Below are 18,304 nucleotides of genomic sequence, written 5' to 3'. Positions count from 1 at the left end.
ACACTCCCGCACCGCAGGCTCCCCCGCCGGTGGCTCAGTCCTTGTGGACGGTGCCGTCCGGGTCGAGGCCGCGGAAGGACAGCAGCACGATCAGGATGCCGCCGCAGACGATGGCCGAGTCCGCGAGATTGAAGACCGCGAAGCCCTTGGGGGCGATGAAGTCGACCACCGCGCCCTCGAAGACGCCGGGCGAGCGGAAGAGCCGGTCGGTGAGGTTGCCGAGGGCGCCGCCGAGCAGCAGGCCGAGCGCGATCGCCCACGGCAGGCTGTAGAGCTTGCGCGCGAGGCGGGCGATCACCACGATGACCGCCGCGGCAATGCAGGTGAAGATCACGGTGAAGGCCTCGCCGAAGCCGAAGGCCGCGCCGGCGTTCCGGATCGCCGAGAGGCGCAGCCAGTCGCCGATCAGGTCGATCGGCTCGTGGTGCTCCAGCTTGGCGACCACGATCATCTTGCTGATCAGGTCGAGGGCGTACGCGAAGACGGCCACCGCGAACAGCACGGCGATCCTGCGCTTGCCCCTGGGCTGCTGCCCGTCCTCGCCCTCGTCCGCGGCCTCGCCGGACGCCGCCGGCGCGGTCTCGTCGGACTTCTCCGGCACGGCCTCGCCGGGCCCGTCCGACGCGGCCTTGCCGGACTTTTCCGGCGAGGACGTGCCCGCCGCCTTCTCGTCGGAGACCGAGTCGGACCGCTCCGGCTCGGCCCCGGCCGCCTCAGGGATGTCCGGCGTACCGATGATGCGCTCCGCCTCTGCCACGTGAGTCCCTCAACCTAGGTACCTGACTGGGGACGAGAGTACGGCACACGCGTACGGGCCCCGGTGCCCAGGCCGCGCTCAGTAGCGCCGTTCCTGCTTCTGCTTGCACTCCACGCACAGGGTCGCGCGCGGGAAGGCCTGCATCCGGGCCTTGCCGATCGGATTGCCGCAGTTCTCGCAGAGGCCGTACGTCCCCGCGTCCAGGCGCTCCAGGGCGCGCTCGGTCTGCACGAGCATCTCGCGCGCGTTGGCGGCGAGCGCCATCTCGTGCTCCCGCGTGATGTTCTTCGTGCCGGTGTCCGCGTCGTCGTCGCCCGCCCCGTCCCCGGAGTCGCGCATCAGGCCCGCCAGGGACTCCTCGGAGGACGCGATCTCACTGCTGAGCCGCAGCGCCTCGCTCTGAAGCTCCGCGCGGGCCTCCGCGACCTCGTCCGGGGTCCAGGGGTCCTCGCCGGGCCGGACCGCGAGCTCGCCTGGTGCGGCGGCACGCGCCTTGGGTACCGCCGTCGGCTTCTTCGCCGCGGTCGCCGTGCCCGGAGTCTTCTTCGCAACCACCGTCGTGGCTCCCGTCGTCTCCGCGGCCTCAGCCGCACCTTCGGCCGCGGACGCGACCGACTTCTTGGCCGTGCTCTTCTTGGCCGTGCTCTTTGTCGCGGTGCTCTTCTTGGCGGCCGTCCTCTTCGCCGGGACGGCCTTCTCGGCGGTGTCCCCGGCGGCCCGGTCGGCCCCCGCGTCCTGAGCGACCGCCTCCTTGTCCGCCGCCTTCTTGGCGGCGGTCTTCTTGACTGCCGCCTTCTCGGCGGCGGCCTTCTTCGCCGTGCTCTTCGTAGCCGCGCTCTTCGTAGCCGCGGTTTTCGTGGTCGTGGCCTTCGCGGCCGCCGTCTTCTTCGCCGCGGCCTTCTTGGCGGCCGTCTTCTTGGCGGCCGTCTTCTTCGCCGCTGTCTTCTTCGCCGCGGCCTCGGGCCCGGCGGGCTCCGCCCCCTCCCCCGGCGACGTCTTCCCGGCCGCCCGCGCCGCCTCGGCCGCCTTCGCGGCCCCGGCTCCGTGGGTGCTCTTCTTGCCGCTCACGTCCTTGGCCGTCGCCGCGGCCGCGCCTGTGGATCTGCCGGACGCCGAATGCTGTACGGCGGTCTTCTTCGCCACCATGGCCGCGGCCCCTTCACATATTGTGATCTTGCTCGCGAATCGTGCTGGGACGATAAATCGACTTCAGGCCCGCGGCAACGGGGCACGCCGCCCTTTTTGCCCGCCCCGCGGGTGCCGCGCGGCGAGTCTGCATGCGTTGTGCCCAACTCCCTGCCGGGTAATCCGGCCACCTCGGCGCACCCGGATCCGCTCGGTCCGCATGTCGCCATTCGGGTCAGTCGCCACCGCAGGACCCGCCCCTCGCGGGGCTCCCGGAAAAGCGGTCGGCCGCCCCTCCACGGGCGCCGTACACTGGGCTGCAGCGAGAAGCGTGGATGGGGACGAGTAGCGGCGTACGCAGCCATGAGCGACCCGGGGACGGTGTGAGCCCGGGGGCGAGCGCGACGTGAAGATCACCCCGGAGCCACCGGAAGAAAGCCAGGGCCCCGAGCCCGGGCCGGTAGACCCGGTTTCGCGACCCCAATGAGGGGGCTCACCGGCACAGACCCCGTTCCGGAGAGCCAAGGAGGGTGGTACCGCGGGAGCGCGCCTCACCGGGCGCGGGGCTCTCGTCCCTCCGACGGAAGGCAGCACATCCGTTGGAGGAGCTCGTTGATGACGCCGCCGCAGTACCGCCAGGTGCCCGCCCAGGTCGATCTGCCCGCCCTTGAGCACGCCGTGCTCGACTTCTGGCGCGAGCAGAAGATCTTCGCCAAGAGCCTCGAGCAGTCCGAGGGCCGCCCCGAGTGGGTGTTCTACGAGGGCCCGCCGACCGCCAACGGCATGCCGGGCGCCCACCACATCGAGGCCCGCGTCTTCAAGGACGTCTTCCCGCGCTTCCGCACCATGCGGGGCTACCACGTGGCCCGCAAGGCCGGCTGGGACTGCCACGGCCTCCCGGTCGAGCTCGCCGTCGAGAAGGAGCTCGGGTTCAACGGCAAGAAGGACATCGAGGCCTATGGCATCGCCGCCTTCAACGCCAAGTGCCGCGAGTCCGTGACCCGGCACACCGACGCCTTCGCCGAGCTCACGACCCGCATGGGCTACTGGGTCGACCTCGACGACGCCTACCGGACGATGAACCCGGAGTACGTGGACTCGGTCTGGTGGTCCCTGAAGGAGATCTTCAAGAAGGACCTGCTGGTCCAGGACCACCGCGTCGCCCCGTGGTGCCCCCGCTGCGGCACGGGCCTGTCCGACCACGAACTCGCACAGGGCTACGAGACGGTCGTCGACCCGTCGGTCTACGTCCGTTTCCCCCTCACCTCCGGTCCCCTCGCGGGCGAAGCCGCCCTCCTGGTCTGGACGACGACCCCCTGGACCCTCGTCTCCAACACCGCCGTCGCCGCGCACCCCGACGTCACGTACGTCGTCGCGACGAACGGCGAGGAGAAGGTCGTCGTCGCCCAGCCGCTCGTCGAGAAGGCCCTCGGCGAGGAGTGGGAGACGACCGGCGAGACCTTCACCGGCGCCGACATGGAGCGCTGGACCTACCAACGTCCCTTCGAGCTGGTGGAGTTCCCGGCTCCGGCCCACTTCGTGGTCAACGCCGAGTACGTCACCACGGAGGACGGCACCGGTCTGGTCCACCAGTCCCCCGCCTTCGGCGAGGACGACCTCAAGGTCTGCCGCGCGTACGGCCTCCCGGTCGTGAACCCGGTCCGTCCGGACGGCACCTTCGAAGAAGACGTACCGCTGGTGGGCGGTGTCTTCTTCAAGAAGGCAGACGAAAAGCTGACCGAGGACCTCGCGGACCGTGGACTGCTCTTCCGTCACATCCCGTACGAGCACAGCTACCCGCACTGCTGGCGCTGCCACACGGCGCTCCTCTACTACGCGCAGCCGTCCTGGTACATCCGCACGACGGCCATCAAGGACCGCCTGCTCCAGGAGAACGAGAAGACCAACTGGTTCCCCGACTCGGTCAAGCACGGCCGCTTCGGCGACTGGCTGAACAACAACGTCGACTGGGCCCTGTCCCGCAACCGCTACTGGGGCACCCCGCTGCCCATCTGGCGCTGCGAGGAGGACCACCTCACCTGCGTCGGCTCGCGCGCGGAGCTCTCGGAGCTCACCGGCACCGACCAGTCGGGCCTCGACCCGCACCGCCCCTTCATCGACGAGGTCACCTTCACCTGCCCCGAGGAGGGCTGCGCGAGCACGGCCACGCGCGTGCCGGAGGTCATCGACGCCTGGTACGACTCGGGCTCGATGCCGTTCGCGCAGTGGGGCTACCCGTACAAGAACAAGGAGCTCTTCGAGAGCCGCTACCCGGCGCAGTTCATCTCGGAGGCCATCGACCAGACCCGCGGCTGGTTCTACACGCTGATGGCCGTCGGCACCCTGGTCTTCGACAAGTCGTCCTACGAGAACGTGGTCTGCCTCGGCCACATCCTCGCCGAGGACGGCCGCAAGATGTCCAAGCACCTGGGCAACATCCTCCAGCCGATCCCGCTCATGGACCAGCACGGCGCCGACGCGGTCCGCTGGTTCATGGCGGCCGGCGGCTCCCCGTGGGCGGCGCGCCGCGTGGGCCACGGCACCATCCAGGAGGTCGTCCGCAAGACGCTCCTCACGTACTGGAACACGGTCGCCTTCCAGGCCCTGTACGCCCGCACGTCGCAGTGGGCCCCCAGTGAGGCCGACCCGACGCCCGCCCAGCGTCCCCTCCTGGACCGCTGGCTGCTCAGCGAGCTGCACGCGCTGACCGACCAGGTCACCCAGGCCCTGGAGAGCTACGACACCCAGCGCGCGGGCAAGCTCCTGTCCGTCTTCGTCGACAACCTCTCCAACTGGTACGTGCGCCGCTCCCGCCGCCGCTTCTGGCAGGGCGACAAGGCGGCGCTGCGCACCCTGCACGAGGTCGTCGAGACCGTCACGAAGCTGCTGGCCCCGCTGACGCCGTTCATCACCGAGCGCGTCTGGCAGGACCTGATCGTGCCGGTGTCCCCGGACGCCCCGGAGTCGGTCCACCTGTCCTCCTGGCCCGAGGCCGACCTGTCGGCGATCGACCCGGAGCTGTCGAAGCAGATGGTCCTCGTGCGGCGCCTGGTCGAGCTCGGCCGCGCCACGCGCGCGGAGTCCGGCGTCAAGACCCGCCAGCCGCTGTCCCGCGCGCTGGTCGCCGCCTCCGGCTTCGAGTCCCTCAACCCGGAGCTGCACGCCCAGATCACCGAGGAGCTCAACGTCTCCTCGCTGGCGTCGCTCTCCGAGGTCGGCGGCTCCCTGGTCGACACCACGGCCAAGGCCAACTTCCGGGCCCTCGGCAAGCGCTTCGGCAAGGGCGTCCAGGCAGTCGCCAAGGCCGTCGCCGAGGCCGACGCGGCCGCGCTGTCCCTGGCCCTGCGCGAGGGCACGGCCTTCGTCGAGGTCGACGGCGAGAAGGTGACGCTGGCCCCGGACGAGGTGATCATCACGGAGACCCCGCGCGAGGGCTGGTCGGTGGCGTCCGACTCCGGTGCCACGGTCGCCCTGGACCTGGAGATCACCGAGGAGCTGCGCCGCGCGGGCCTGGCCCGTGACGCGATCCGCCTGATCCAGGAGGCCCGCAAGAACAGCGGCCTGGACGTCGCGGACCGCATCGCCCTGCGCTGGACCTCCCCGGACCCGGCCGTGGTGACGGCCCTGTCCGACCACGCCGGGCTCATCGCGGACGAGGTCCTCGCCACGGACTTCGCCCAGGGCGAGGCCGACGACACCTATGGGGAGCCGTTCACCGACGACTCCCTGAAGCTGACCTTCCGCCTCCGCAAGGCGTAAGCGCCCGCGCCCGGGGCACGGCCCCGGGACGCACCGAAGGCCCGGTCCCGCCGAAGATCTTGGCGGGACCGGGCCTTCGGCGTTGCGTCCCCACGTACAGATGAACGTTTCTGCACCACCCTGGCGGCACCACGACGCCCTCGCTGCGCCATCCGTCGAGACACCGCCGCACACAAAAGGGCCGGGCCCCCGGAGAATCTCCGGGGGCCCGGCCCTGAACGCTGCCGACGCCTAAGGCGTGGTCACGCCCGTCAGTTGTCGTCCTCGTCGATGAGGAAGCCGCGCATCGGCGACGGAGCCTGCTGCATCGGAGCGGGGCCCTGGGGCCGCACCGGTGCCATCGGCTGGGTCATCGCCGGGGACATCTGCTGCTGGCCGCCGTAGGACGGACCGCCGGCGGGCTGGTTGTTGCCGCCCATCGACTGGTTGCCGCCGTAGGACGGGGCACCCGCGCCGGCCGGGGCCATCGACGGCGCCGGGGACGGCGGCAGCGAGGCGGTGGCCGGGGTACGCGGCGGGGCCAGCGAGTCGTCGGCCTGGGTCTCCAGCTGACGCAGCTGCGACTCCAGGTAGGACTTCAGACGCGTGCGGTACTCGCGCTCGAAGCCGCGCAGGTCCTCGACCTTGCGCTCCAGCGTGGCGCGGGCGGACTCCAGGGAGCCCATCGCGACGCGGTGCTTCTCCTGCGCGTCCCGCTCCAGGGCGTCGGCCTTGGCACGGGCGTCACGCTCGAGACCCTCGGCGCGCGAGCGCGCCTCGCCGACGATCTTGTTGGCCTCGGAACGGGCCTCCGCGATCGCCTGGTCGGCGGTCTGCTGCGCGAGCGAGAGCACACGGGCGGCGCTGTCGCCACCGGGGCCCTGGCCGGGCTGCGGCATCTGCGGACCGTGGCCGCCCATGGGACCGCCCATGGGGCCGCCCATCGGACCCTGACCCATCGGGCCGGGACCCTGCGGACCGCCCTGCGGGCCGTGCCCACTGGGGCCGGCGGGCAGCTGCGGGGCACCGCCGGGCAGCTGCGGCGGGCCGCCCATCGGGCCGCCCATCTGCTGCTGCGGCGGGACCGGCTGCGGGCCCGATATTGCGGCGGGCACCGGGGCGCCCGGTCCTCGCTGGTCCTGGGGCCCGTCGGGGCCCTTGCGCATGCCGCCCTGCTGCTGGTTCTGAGCAGCGGCGCGGGTGGCGGCGGCCAGCTTGGCGCGCAGGTCCTCGTTCTCGCGGAGCAAGCGGGTCAGTTCGGCTTCGACCTCATCGAGGAAGGCATCGACCTCGTCCTCGTCATAGCCTTCTCGGAGGCGGACGGTCGTGAACTGCTTGTTCCGCACGTCCTCGGGGGTCAACGGCATCTCTTCACCTCAACGTAGTCATCGGCAGTCGGCAAGACCGTATCGTCCACAGTCACCTCGCGAGTTTGCCCACGAGAGCGATCAAGATGTAGACGATGATCATCAGTACGAAGAAGGACAGGTCAAGTGCCACGCCCCCGAGACGCAGCGGCGGAATGAACCGCCGCAGAAGCTTGAGCGGTGGATCAGTGACAGTGTAGGTGGCCTCCAGAACGACCACCATCGCCTTGCCGGGTTGCCATGAGCGGGCGAACTGGAAGACGTAGTCCATGACCAACCGGAAGATCAGCACGATGAGGAAGCACATCAGCGCGACGTAGAGCACCTGCAAGACCACGCCCATGTTCGCGGTTCCCTCTCCCCTGTTTCTCGTACTCGTCGTTCCGGTTCTGCGTCTACAGCAGCTACTTCATCTACTGCGTCTCAGCTCTGGTTGAAGAACCCGCCCTCTGCGATGCGAGCCTTGTCCTCCGCCGTTACATCGACGTTAGCAGGCGACAACAGGAACACCTTCTGCGTCACGCGCTCAATGCTGCCATGCAGACCGAAGACCAGACCGGCGGCAAAGTCGACAAGTCGCTTCGCGTCGGTGTCGTCCATCTCGGTCAGATTCATGATCACCGGAGTGCCCTCACGGAAGTGTTCCCCGATGGTACGGGCCTCGTTGTAGGTCCGGGGGTGCAATGTGGTGATGCGGTAGGGCTCCCGCTCGGACACGACCTTGGGCATGATCACCGGTGCGTTCTTCTCCAGGCTCTGGCGTTCAGGTGTGATGGATGCCACGGGGGCGATTCGTGCCGGACGTCCGGATTCGGCGGCCGACGAAGAGGAATGGACGGCCGGCTCGCGCTGGGCGGGCGGCTGCACCACTCGCACCGATTCGTCCCGTTGAGGCTGATGGGGCTGGTGCGACTGATGCGGCGGTTCGTGCCGCCTGCGGTCGCGCTCGGGCTCCGGCTCGGGTTCGAACTCGTCGTCGGGGTCGAACCCCGGACCGTCGTACCCATCGTCCTCCACGAGGCCGAGGTAGACCGCCATCTTGCGCATCGCGCCGGCCATGCTCTGAGTCCTCCGCTCTGTGGTGGATCGGCTGTCGTCACCAACTGCCCGCGATCCACGAGGTATCCCCGCCCAACAGCGAGAATGACCATATTTTCTGCTGTGGTCCGACTTCTTGGCGACGTTACCCGAGCCCGGGTCGGACTCCGAGTACCGCCGTACCGACGCGCACATGTGTCGCTCCGGCCGCCACGGCCTGTTCGAGGTCCGCACTCATCCCTGCCGACACCATGTTCGCAGCAGGATGAGCCGCGCGCATGAGGGTTGCGAATTCCATCAACCGCTCGAACGCCACCTGTTGCCGTCCCGCGTACGGGCCGGTGAGCGGGGCGACGGTCATCAGACCGTCGAGCCGCAGTCCCGGCGCCCCTGCCACGAGGTCGGCCAACTCTTCGATTCCGCCCGGCCCCACGCCCCCGCGCTCGCCCCGGCCGTTGACCTCCGCGTCGAGCGCGACCTGGATCAGGCAGCCGAGCTCCCGCTCCGCGCGCACCGCGGCCGCCGACAAAGCTGTGACGAGCTTGGGACGATCGACGGACTGCACCAGATCGGCATAACCGACCACGGAACGGACCTTATTGGTCTGCAACTGACCCACGAAGTGCCAGGTGAGCGGGAGGTCGGAGCACTGGGCGGCCTTCGGCGCCGCGTCCTGGTCGCGGTTCTCCGCGACGTGCCGCACCCCCAGTTCCGAGAGGATCCGCACATCGCTCGCGGGGTAGGTCTTCGTGACCACGATGAGGGTCACTTCCTCCCGCTTGCGACCGGCGGCGGCGCACGCCGCGGCGATCCGCTCCTCGACCGCCGCCAGATTTTCCGCGAGTTGAACCTTGCGTTCCGTCATGCCTTATCAGTCCAGCCAGACATAGCCCGCGAGACGACCGGTCGTGCGGTCGCGGCGGTACGAGAAGTGGTCACCGGATTCCAGCGTGCACACCGGCGACTGCTCCCGGTCGCGCACCCCGAGCCGCTCCAGTTGGGCGTGCACTCCGGCGGTCACGTCGACCGCGGGCGTACCCCAGCTCGTCTCGGCGTGCGCCGAGGGCTCGACGGCGGCGACATCGGCGCGCATCGCCTCGGGCACTTCGTAGCAACGCCCGCAGACGGCGGGCCCGGTGCGGGCGACGATGCGGGCCGGGTCCGCGCCGAGCGCCACCATGGCCTCGACGGCGGCCGGGACGACGCCCGCCACCATGCCGGGGCGTCCGGCGTGCGCCGCGGCCGCGACCTTGGCGACCGGATCGGCGAGCAGCACCGGCGTGCAGTCGGCGGTGAGGACCGAGAGGGCGAGGCCCCTGCGGGCGGTCACCACGGCGTCGACGGACGGGATGTCGGCGCCGGACCCCCAGGGGCCGTCGACCACGGCGACGTCACGGCCGTGGACCTGGTTCATCCAGACCACCCGGGCCGGGTCGAGGCCGAGGGTCGTGGCGGCGAGCGTGCGGTTGGCCCGCACGGCCCCGGGGTCGTCGCCGACCGCGCCGCCGAGGTTGAGCTCTTCGTACGGAACGGCGCTCACCCCGCCCCACCTGTCGGTGAAGGCGAAGTGCGCGCCGCTCACGGTGCTGTGCTTGCTTATCACTTCAAGAAGTCCGGCACGTCCAGCTCTTCGGCCTGGCTGTCCTGGTAGGGACGGGCCGGCGGGACCTGGAGCGGCGCCGGGTTCCCGGCCGGGGCCTCGCTCGCCGGGGCGGCCTGCTCGGCGGGCTCCGGCGTCGGGGCCTCCTCGCGCGGGGTGACGCTGCCGAGGCCGCCGAAGGCCGGGCGGGACGATTCGGCGGGGCGGGCGGGCGCCGCGGGCTCCTCGCGCTTGGCCGAGCCGGACGCCGAGCCAAGGACGTTGTCCCGCTTGGACGGTGGCTGTCCGCCGTCGAAGCCCGCCGCGATGACGGTGACCCTGACCTCGTCGCCGAGCGCGTCGTCGATGACCGCGCCGAAGATGATGTTGGCCTCGGGGTGGGCGGCCTCGCTGACCAGCTGGGCCGCTTCGTTGATCTCGAAGAGGCCGAGGTCCGAGCCACCGGAGATGGAGAGCAGCACACCGCGGGCGCCGTCGATGGACGCCTCCAGGAGCGGCGAGGAGATCGCCATCTCGGCGGCGGCCACCGCGCGGTCGTCGCCGCGGGCCGAGCCGATGCCCATGAGGGCCGAACCGGCCTCGGACATGACCGACTTCACGTCGGCGAAGTCGAGGTTGATCAGGCCGGGCGTGGTGATGAGGTCGGTGATGCCCTGGACACCGGAGAGCAGGACCTGGTCCGCCGACTTGAAGGCGTCGAGGACGGAGACCTGGCGGTCCGAGATGGACAGGAGCCGGTCGTTCGGGATGACGATGAGGGTGTCGACCTCTTCGCGCAGCTCCGCGATGCCGTCCTCGGCCTGGTTGGCGCGGCGCCGGCCCTCGAAGGTGAACGGCCGCGTGACCACACCGATGGTGAGGGCGCCGAGCGAGCGCGCGATGTTGGCGACGACGGGTGCGCCGCCGGTGCCGGTGCCGCCGCCTTCACCGGCGGTGACGAAGACCATGTCGGCCCCCTTGAGGACCTCCTCGATCTCCTCGCGGTGGTCTTCTGCGGCCTTGCGGCCGACGGCCGGGTTGGCGCCGGCCCCGAGTCCGCGGGTGAGTTCACGGCCGACGTCGAGCTTGACGTCGGCGTCGCTCATCAACAGGGCTTGCGCGTCGGTGTTGATGGCGATGAACTCGACGCCCTTGAGACCGACCTCGATCATCCGGTTGATGGCATTGACACCACCGCCGCCGACACCGATGACTTTGATGACTGCGAGGTAGTTCTGCGGTGCTGCCACGTCGAAGGCCTCTCGCCTCGAGTTACGTGTCGCCGTTTCGCTCTGCTGCGATGCGACGACTGATGCCGAATGGGACGGTCCGAACGCCGACCCGAACCCTAACGCTGAAGTTTAGGGTTACCAGTGTGTCTGTTCCTTGGACTCTTCCGAACAGGACACTAAGTCGACAAGTGGCGCACGTTCAACGAACACGCCGAACCTCCCGTTTTTCTTTTCACCCTATGTGATCAGCCGTAGCGATGCCGAACCAGGGTGCTGGCCTGCGACGATATGCGTCAACTCCCCGATGACGCAGGGGCGGTGGGGACGCTCACATCGAAGTGCCGTGCCTTGGGCGCCGCTTTCATCAGTGCGGTCAGTGTGGCGGCCTTCGTACGCCCCTTCTCGCCGCTGCCCCAGTCGACCGTTCGTCCGCCTCTCAACTCCAACGAGATCGAGTCGTACGAACGGACCTTGACGTTCCGGGTATCGCGGGCCACGGCTTCGGGCAGGTCACCGGCGACCCGCACCGCCTCGCGCAGCAGCCGGTCGGTGCCGAACCGGCGCAGACTCGCCGCGCCACTGTCCTGATCCGGCGTCAATTCGAGCCGGGGCACCCCCTTCGGGGCGCGTTCGACCGTGGCGAATCGCACTCCCTTGGCGTCCACTTCGGTGAACTTTCCGCCCTTTTCGATGAGAAGAACGGGCTTGCGTTCCGTCACTTTGAGCCCGATTCCGTGCGGCCAGGACCGGACGACCTCAACCGAGTCAATTCGGGGCAATTTCGAGCGGAGCCGCTCTTCGAGCTCGTCGGTGTCGACCGAAATCAGTGGTGCCCCGACCGGGGCCGCGGCCGCCTTCCGCACCTGTTCGGGCGTCAGGACGCGCGTACCGGAGGTCGTCACGCGCTCAAGACGCAGCCACTGCGAGCCGTAGAGCGCCCAGATGGCGCCGGCGCCGAGCAGTACGGCGAGGACCAGCGCCACGATCAGGGTGCGCGACCGCGGCAGTCGCGGGCGGCGGGTGCGCTGCGGGCGGGGCGGGCCGGACTTCTGCTGCTGCCGTTCGGCGGTGGTCGGTCCGGCCACGGTCCCCTGCCTTCTCACGCGTTACGGCGTGACGCAATCGCCTCGTACACCATGCCGACGAGGAGCTCGTCGGCGTCCCGGCGGCCGAACTCCGAGGCGGCACGGGACATCTCGTACAGCCGGTGGGGGTCGGCGAGCACGGGCAGGACATTGCCCTGGACCCACTCGGGCGTCAGTTCCGCGTCGTCGACCAGCAGTCCGCCGCCCGCCTTGACCACCGGCTGGGCGTTGAGCCGCTGCTCGCCGTTGCCGATGGGCAGCGGGACGTAGGCGGCCGGGAGCCCGACGGCGGAGAGTTCGGCGACGGTCATCGCGCCCGCGCGGCAGAGCATCATGTCGGCCGCGGCGTACGCGAGGTCCATCCGGTCCACGTACGGTACCGGGATGTACGGGGGCATCCCCGGCATCTGCTGCACCTGCGGCAATTCGTTCTTCGGACCGACCGCGTGCAGGATCTGGATGCCGGCGCGCTGGAGGACCGGCGCGACCTGCTGGACGACCTCGTTGAGGCGCCGGGCGCCCTGGGAACCGCCGGAGACCAGCAGGGTCGGCAGGTTCGGGTCGAGGCCGAACGCGGCGCGCGCCTCGGGGCGGACCCGGGCCCGGTCCAGCGTGGCGATGGTGTGGCGCAACGGAATGCCGATGTAGCGGGAGTTGCGCAGCTTGCTGTCCGGCGTGGCGACGGCCACCCCGTGGGCGTACCGCGAACCGATCTTGTTGGCCAGGCCGGGGCGCGCGTTGGCCTCGTGCACGACGATCGGCGTCCCCGTCCGCTTGGCGGCGAGGTAGCCGGGCAGCGCGACGTAGCCGCCGAAGCCCACGACGCAGTCCGCCTTGGTGCGCTCCAGGATCTGCTCGGCCGCCTTGATGGTGCCGCGCAGCCGTCCCGGGACGGTGATCAGTTCAGGGGTGGGCTTGCGCGGCAGGGGTACGGCCGGGATCAGCGCCAGTTCGTAGCCCCGCTCGGGTACGAGTCGGGTCTCGAGTCCACGCTCCGTGCCCAGGGCCGTGATCCCCACGGTCGGGTCCTGCCTCCGCAGGGCGTCCGCGAGGGCGAGCGCGGGCTCGATGTGGCCGGCGGTCCCCCCACCGGCGAGTACGACATGCACCGAAATTCACCGCTCTCCGGACGAACGCGCCTTGACGCGCCGTCGCATCGTGTTCCATCTCACCCGAGGTTGCCGCATGGCCAGGGCCGCCTTCGCCGCGGGGTCCGATCGCGCGAAGGCGATGAGGAGTCCGACGGCGAACATGGTCGGCAGCAGGGCCGAACCCCCGTAGGAGAACAGCGGGAGCGGGACACCGGCGATCGGCAGCAGACCGAGCACCGCACCGATGTTGACCACGGCCTGGGCCGTGATCCAGGTGGTCACACCTCCCGCGGCGTACCTCACGAAGGGGTCCTCCGTGCGTCCGGCCACGCGGATACCCGCATAGCCTAGAGCCGCGAACAGGGCGAGTACCGACAGTGTCCCCGCCAGGCCGAGTTCCTCCCCCGTGATGGCGAAGATGAAGTCGGTGTGCGGTTCGGGCAGTTGACCCCATTTTTCCACACTCGCGCCGAGACCGGAACCGAAGAATCCGCCGGAGGCAAGGGCGTAGATGCCGTGCACGGCCTGCCAGCACTGGTCTCCCGGGCCGGGATCCGTCGCGCCGATGCACGCCAGCCGCGCCATGCGGTTGGGGCTCGTCTTGATGAGAATCACACCGAGCAGCGCCGCGACGCCGAGCACGCCGGCGAAGAGCCGGGTGGGCGCTCCCGCGAGCCACAGCAGTCCGAAGAGGATCGCGGTGAGGATGATCGCCGTGCCCATGTCGCCGCCGAGCATGATGAGCCCGAGCAGCATGAACGCGACCGGGACGAGCGGCACCAGCATGTGTTTCCACTGGGTCAGCAACCGCTTGTCGTGTTTACGCGCGAGCAGGTCGGCGCCCCACAGGACCAGGGCGAGCTTGCCGAACTCACTGGGCTGCAACTGGAACGGGCCGCCCAGGTAGATCCAGTTCTGGTTGCCGTTGACGCTGCGCCCTATCCCCGGGATCTGCACGAGGACCATCAGGAAGACGGTCACCGCGAGCATCGGGTAGGCGAGCGCCCGGTGCAGCTTGACGGGCATCCGCATCGCGGCGAGCAGCAGGATCGCGCCGAGCACGGCCGCCACGAACTGCTTGCGGAAGAAGTACGAGGCGGGCAGGTCCAGCTGCAGCGCCTGGATCATCGAGGCCGAGTAGACCATCACCAGGCCGAGCACGGTGATCAGCAGGCTGCTGCCGAAAATCAGGTAGTACGCCGTCAGCGGCCGGTCCCAGGCCTTGCGGGCCCTGTTGTAGAGCCGCCTGGGCCCGCTCTCGCCCGGAGGGTGGGAGGCACCTCTGGCGCGTACCGGAGCCGGTCGTTTGGCGACCCGCACGGAAGACCTGGCCACGTTCCCCTCCCAAGGGTGTGCCCGGCGCCCGGCCGGACGGAAAACCCGGTCAGGCGCTCGTGGAGCCGAGTTCGCGGACGGCGTCCGCGAACGCTTCACCACGCTTGTTGTAGTTGGTGAACATGTCCATCGACGCGCAGGCCGGGGCCATCAGCACGGTGTCCCCCGGCTGAGCCAGCTCCGCCGCCCGCCGTACCGCCTCGGACATCGCACCAGTGTCGGTGCGGTCGAGGTCGACGACCGGGACCTCGGGGGCGTGTCGCGCGAGGGCTTCGCGGATCAGCCCGCGGTCGGCGCCGATCAGGACGACGCCGCGCAGCCGCTTCGCCGCGCCCGTGACGAGCTCGTCGAAGGTGGCGCCCTTGGCGAGCCCGCCCGCGATCCAGACGATCGACTCGTACGCCGCCAACGACGCCTGCGCGGCGTGCGTGTTGGTGGCCTTGGAGTCGTCGACGTACGCGACCTCGGCCACGTCCGCGACGTGCTCGATGCGGTGGGCGTCCGGGCGGAAGGCGCGCAGGCCGTCGCGGACGGCCGTGGCCTGTACGCCGAAGGCGCGCGCGAGGGCCGCGGCGGCCAGCGCGTTGGCGATGTTGTGCGGCGCGGGCGGTCGGACGTCGGAGATCTCGGCGAGCTCCTGGGCCTGCTTCTGGCGGTCCGGCACGAAGGCACGGTCGACCAGGATGCCGTCCACGACGCCCAGTTGCGAGGGCGCGGGCGCGTTCAGCGTGAAACCGATGGCGCGGCAGCCCTCTTCGACGTCGGCCTCGCGGACCAGGTCCTCGGTGGCCTTGTCGGCGACGTTGTAGACGCAGGCGACGTGGTTGCCCTCGTAGATGCGGCCCTTGTCGGCGGCGTACGCCTCCATGGAGCCGTGCCAGTCGAGGTGGTCGGGCGCGAGGTTCAGGACCGCCGCGGAGTGGGCGCGCAGCGAGGGCGCCCAGTGCAGCTGGTACGAGGAGAGCTCGACGGCCAGCACGTCGTAGGCGTCGTCGCCCTCCAGGACCACGTCGACGATCGGGGTGCCGATGTTGCCGACGGCGGCCGTGCGCAGGCCCGCCGCCGTCAGGATCGAGGCGAGCATCTGCGTGGTCGTGGTCTTGCCGTTGGTGCCCGTGATGGCGAGCCAGGAGGCCGCGTCGGGGCCGCGCAGACGCCAGGCGATCTCGACGTCGCCGACGACGTCCACGCCCGCGGCGGCGGCCGCCGCGAACAGCGGCGAGGACGGCTTCCAGCCGGGCGAGGTGACCACCAGGTCGGTGCCCTCGGGAAGCGTCTCGGCGTCGCCGAGGCGTACGGCGATGCCCTCGGTCTCCAGGGAGGCGGCGCGTTCGCGGTGTGCCTCGCCGGAGCCGCCGTCCACGACGGTCACCGACGCGCCGAGGCTGGCCAGGGCGCGGGCGGCGGAGATGCCGCTCACGCCGAGACCGGCGACGGTGATGTTCCTGCCCTGCCAGTCGGACGCTGTGGTCACTTTTCGGCTGCCCATCCCGCGTAGAAGAGACCGAGGCCGACGATCACGCACATGCCCTGGATGATCCAGAAGCGGACCACCACAAGGACCTCGGACCACCCCTTGAGTTCGAAGTGGTGCTGGAGTGGCGCCATCCGGAAGACGCGCTTTCCGGTCAGGCGGAACGAGCCGACCTGGATGACGACCGACATGGTGATGAGGACGAAGAGGCCGCCGAGCAGCGCGAGGAGCAGCTCCGTGCGGGAGCAGATCGCGAGGCCCGCGAGCGCACCGCCGAGAGCGAGCGAACCGGTGTCACCCATGAAGATCTTGGCGGGCGAGGTGTTCCACCACAGGAAGCCGAAGCAGGCGCCCATCAGCGCGGAGGCCACCACCGCGAGGTCGAGCGGATCCCTGACCTCGTAGCACGCCTGGGGGTTCATCAGCGTCGCCGAGTTGGCGCAGGACTCCTGGTACTGCCAGACACCGATGAAGGTGTAGGCGCCGAAGACCATCACGGAGGCGCCGGTGGCGAGGCCGTCCAGACCGTCGGTGAGGTTCACGCCGTTCGACATCGCGAGGATCATGAACAGCGCCCAGACCACGAACAGGACCGGGCCGATCGACCAGCCGAAGTCCGTGACGAACGACAGCTTGGTGGAGGCCGGCGTCTGGTTGCGGTTGTCCGGCCAGTTGAGCGCCATCACGGCGAAGCCGATGCCGACGATCAGCTGGCCGAGCATCTTCGCCTTGGCCCGCAGACCCAGCGAACGCTGCTTGACGATCTTGATGTAGTCGTCGAGGAAGCCGACGAGGCCCATGCCCGCCATCAGGAAGAGCACCAGCAGGCCGGAGAGCGTGGTCTCCGTGCCGGTGAGCACCTTCGTGAGGAAGTACGCGATGAGCGTGGCCAGGATGAAGGCGATACCACCCATGGTCGGCGTACCGCGCTTGCTGTGGTGCTCGCGCGGGCCGTCGTCCCGGATGAACTGGCCATAACCCTTGCGGGCCAGGAGCTTGATCAGCAGCGGGGTACCGACCAGGGTCAGGAAGAGCCCGATCACACCCGCGAAGAGGATCTGCCTCATCGGCCGGCGACCTGCCCCTCAGAAGACATCGCGGCGTCGTCGAGCAGCGCCGCGGCGACCCGCTCGAGACCGACCGATCTGGACGCCTTCACCAGCACGACGTCTCCCGCGCGCAGCTCGCTGCGCAGCAGGTCGATCGCCGCCTGTGCGTCGGACACGTGCACCGACTCCTCACCCCACGAACCCTCGTTGTATGCGCCCAGTTGGAGCCAGGACGCTTCCCTGCCCCCGACTGCCACGAGCTTGCTCACGTTGAGCCGGACGGCAAGGCGTCCGACCGCGTCGTGCTCGGCGAGACCCTCGTCCCCGAGCTCGGCCATGTGCCCGAGCACCGCCCACGTACGACGCCCCTTGCCCATGGCCACGAGCGCGCGCAGGGCCGCTCGCATGGACTCGGGGTTCGCGTTGTAGGCGTCGTTGACGACCGTCACACCGTCCGGGCGCTCGGTGACCTCCATCCGCCAGCGGGACAGCGTGCCCGCCTCGGAGAGCGCGAGGGCGATCTCGTCCACGGACATGCCCAGCTCATGGGCGACGGCGGCCGCGGCAAGCGCGTTCGACACGTGGTGCTCACCGTACAGCCGCAAGGTCACGTCGCTGCACCCGGAGGGTGTGTGCAGCGTAAAAGCAGGCTGTCCGTTCTCTGTGAGCCGGACATTTTCCGCGCGTACGTCGGCGTCGTCGGACTCTCCGAACAGGAGCACGCGCGCCTTGGTGCGCGTGGCCATCGCACGGACGAACGGGTCGTCGGCGTTGAGGATCGCGGCGCCGTCCTCGGGCAGCGACTCGACCAGCTCGCCCTTCGCTTCCGCGATCTTCTCGCGGCCGCCGAACTCGCCGATGTGGGCGGTGCCGACGTTCAGGACGAGGCCGATCTTCGGCGGCGTGAGTCCGGTGAGGTAGCGGATATGGCCGATTCCGCGCGCCCCCATCTCCAGGACGAGGAACTTCGTCTCGTCGGTGGCGCTGAGCGCGGTGAGCGGCAGCCCGATCTCGTTGTTGAGCGAGCCCGGCGTCCAGACCGTGGGCGCGTGGCGCCGAAGCACCTGCGCGAGCAGGTCCTTGGAGCTGGTCTTGCCGACCGAGCCGGTCAGCGCCACCAGGGTCGCGCCGAGCCGCTTGACGACGTGCCGGGCCAGGGCGCCGAGCGCCGCCTGCACGTCGTCGACGACGATGGCGGGCACGCCGACCGGCCGCGAGGCGAGCACGGCGACCGCGCCCGCGGCGACCACGTCGGCCGCGTAGTCGTGGCCGTCGACGCGCTCGCCGACGAAGGCGACGAAGAGGCTGCCGGGCGTCACCTCACGGGAGTCCCGGACGACGGGTCCGGTGACCTGGACGGCCGGATCCGGTATGTCGTACGTCTGCCCGCCGACGACGGTGGCGATCTCGGCGAGGGAGAGGGCGATCACAACT

General features: G+C 70.1%; 15 protein-coding genes. 1 reads left to right on the top strand and 14 read right to left on the bottom strand.

Annotation, left to right across the window (positions count from 1 at the left end; genetic code table 11):
• Positions 1-34: 34 nt before the first annotated feature.
• Together lspA and AB0L89_RS24530 are read right to left on the bottom strand one after the other, a co-directional pair.
• The gene (gene lspA / locus AB0L89_RS24535; protein ID WP_365144540.1) at positions 35-757 is read right to left on the bottom strand and encodes a signal peptidase II; all 723 of its coding nucleotides are present in this window, start codon (positions 755-757) and stop codon (positions 35-37) included.
• A 78-nt stretch (positions 758-835) separates the two neighbouring features.
• Positions 836-1,903: a TraR/DksA C4-type zinc finger protein gene (locus AB0L89_RS24530; protein ID WP_365144537.1), complete on the bottom strand. Its 1,068-nt coding sequence runs from the start codon at positions 1,901-1,903 to the stop codon at positions 836-838.
• A 594-nt stretch (positions 1,904-2,497) separates the two neighbouring features.
• Here AB0L89_RS24530 and ileS point away from each other — a divergent pair.
• Positions 2,498-5,641: an isoleucine--tRNA ligase gene (gene ileS / locus AB0L89_RS24525; RefSeq protein ID WP_365144534.1), complete on the top strand. Its 3,144-nt coding sequence runs from the start codon at positions 2,498-2,500 to the stop codon at positions 5,639-5,641.
• 251 nt (positions 5,642-5,892) lie between these two features.
• On the opposite strand, the gene AB0L89_RS24520 is transcribed toward ileS, so the two are convergent.
• The 12 genes from AB0L89_RS24520 to murF form a co-directional block, all read right to left on the bottom strand.
• Positions 5,893-6,987, bottom strand: a complete 1,095-nt coding sequence (locus tag AB0L89_RS24520; protein ID WP_362340652.1) for a DivIVA domain-containing protein — start codon at positions 6,985-6,987, stop codon at positions 5,893-5,895.
• Between the two features lie 52 nt (positions 6,988-7,039).
• Positions 7,040-7,330, bottom strand: a complete 291-nt coding sequence (locus AB0L89_RS24515) for a YggT family protein (protein WP_365144530.1) — start codon at positions 7,328-7,330, stop codon at positions 7,040-7,042.
• An 80-nt stretch (positions 7,331-7,410) separates the two neighbouring features.
• Entirely contained in the window at positions 7,411-8,046 is a 636-nt protein-coding gene (gene sepF, locus AB0L89_RS24510; protein WP_365144527.1) for a cell division protein SepF, read from the bottom strand.
• Positions 8,047-8,170: 124 nt separating this feature from the next.
• Complete coding sequence (locus AB0L89_RS24505; protein ID WP_365144524.1) at positions 8,171-8,890, bottom strand: YggS family pyridoxal phosphate-dependent enzyme; 720 nt, start codon at positions 8,888-8,890, stop codon at positions 8,171-8,173.
• Between the two features lie 6 nt (positions 8,891-8,896).
• Complete coding sequence (gene pgeF / locus AB0L89_RS24500) at positions 8,897-9,628, bottom strand: peptidoglycan editing factor PgeF (RefSeq protein ID WP_365144521.1); 732 nt, start codon at positions 9,626-9,628, stop codon at positions 8,897-8,899.
• Complete coding sequence (ftsZ, locus tag AB0L89_RS24495; RefSeq protein ID WP_365144518.1) at positions 9,625-10,854, bottom strand: cell division protein FtsZ; 1,230 nt, start codon at positions 10,852-10,854, stop codon at positions 9,625-9,627. The genes pgeF and ftsZ overlap by 4 nt, the downstream gene beginning before the upstream one ends.
• Positions 10,855-11,129: 275 nt before the next feature.
• Complete coding sequence (locus AB0L89_RS24490) at positions 11,130-11,921, bottom strand: FtsQ-type POTRA domain-containing protein (RefSeq protein WP_365144515.1); 792 nt, start codon at positions 11,919-11,921, stop codon at positions 11,130-11,132.
• Positions 11,922-11,935: 14 nt separating this feature from the next.
• A complete protein-coding gene (gene murG, locus AB0L89_RS24485) occupies positions 11,936-13,030 on the bottom strand; it encodes an undecaprenyldiphospho-muramoylpentapeptide beta-N-acetylglucosaminyltransferase (RefSeq protein WP_055565236.1) in 1,095 nt (364 codons plus the stop codon).
• Between the two features lie 6 nt (positions 13,031-13,036).
• A complete protein-coding gene (gene ftsW / locus AB0L89_RS24480; protein WP_365144511.1) occupies positions 13,037-14,347 on the bottom strand; it encodes a putative lipid II flippase FtsW in 1,311 nt (436 codons plus the stop codon).
• Positions 14,348-14,396: 49 nt separating this feature from the next.
• Positions 14,397-15,836, bottom strand: a complete 1,440-nt coding sequence (gene murD / locus AB0L89_RS24475) for a UDP-N-acetylmuramoyl-L-alanine--D-glutamate ligase (protein WP_365144508.1) — start codon at positions 15,834-15,836, stop codon at positions 14,397-14,399.
• Complete coding sequence (gene mraY, locus AB0L89_RS24470; protein ID WP_055699889.1) at positions 15,818-16,888, bottom strand: phospho-N-acetylmuramoyl-pentapeptide-transferase; 1,071 nt, start codon at positions 16,886-16,888, stop codon at positions 15,818-15,820. The genes murD and mraY overlap by 19 nt, the downstream gene beginning before the upstream one ends.
• Positions 16,885-18,300 carry a UDP-N-acetylmuramoyl-tripeptide--D-alanyl-D-alanine ligase gene (gene murF, locus AB0L89_RS24465; RefSeq protein ID WP_365144504.1) on the bottom strand — a complete coding sequence of 472 codons (1,416 nt, stop codon included), beginning with the start codon at positions 18,298-18,300 and terminating at the stop codon, positions 16,885-16,887. The genes mraY and murF overlap by 4 nt, the downstream gene beginning before the upstream one ends.
• Positions 18,301-18,304 lie beyond the last annotated feature (4 nt).

Origin of the sequence: Streptomyces sp. NPDC052114 (assembly GCF_040680155.1) — a bacterium.
Taxonomy (GTDB): domain Bacteria; phylum Actinomycetota; class Actinomycetes; order Streptomycetales; family Streptomycetaceae; genus Streptomyces.
Note: the sequence above shows the minus strand (reverse complement) of the source record. Positions and strands in the feature narration are given on the sequence as shown.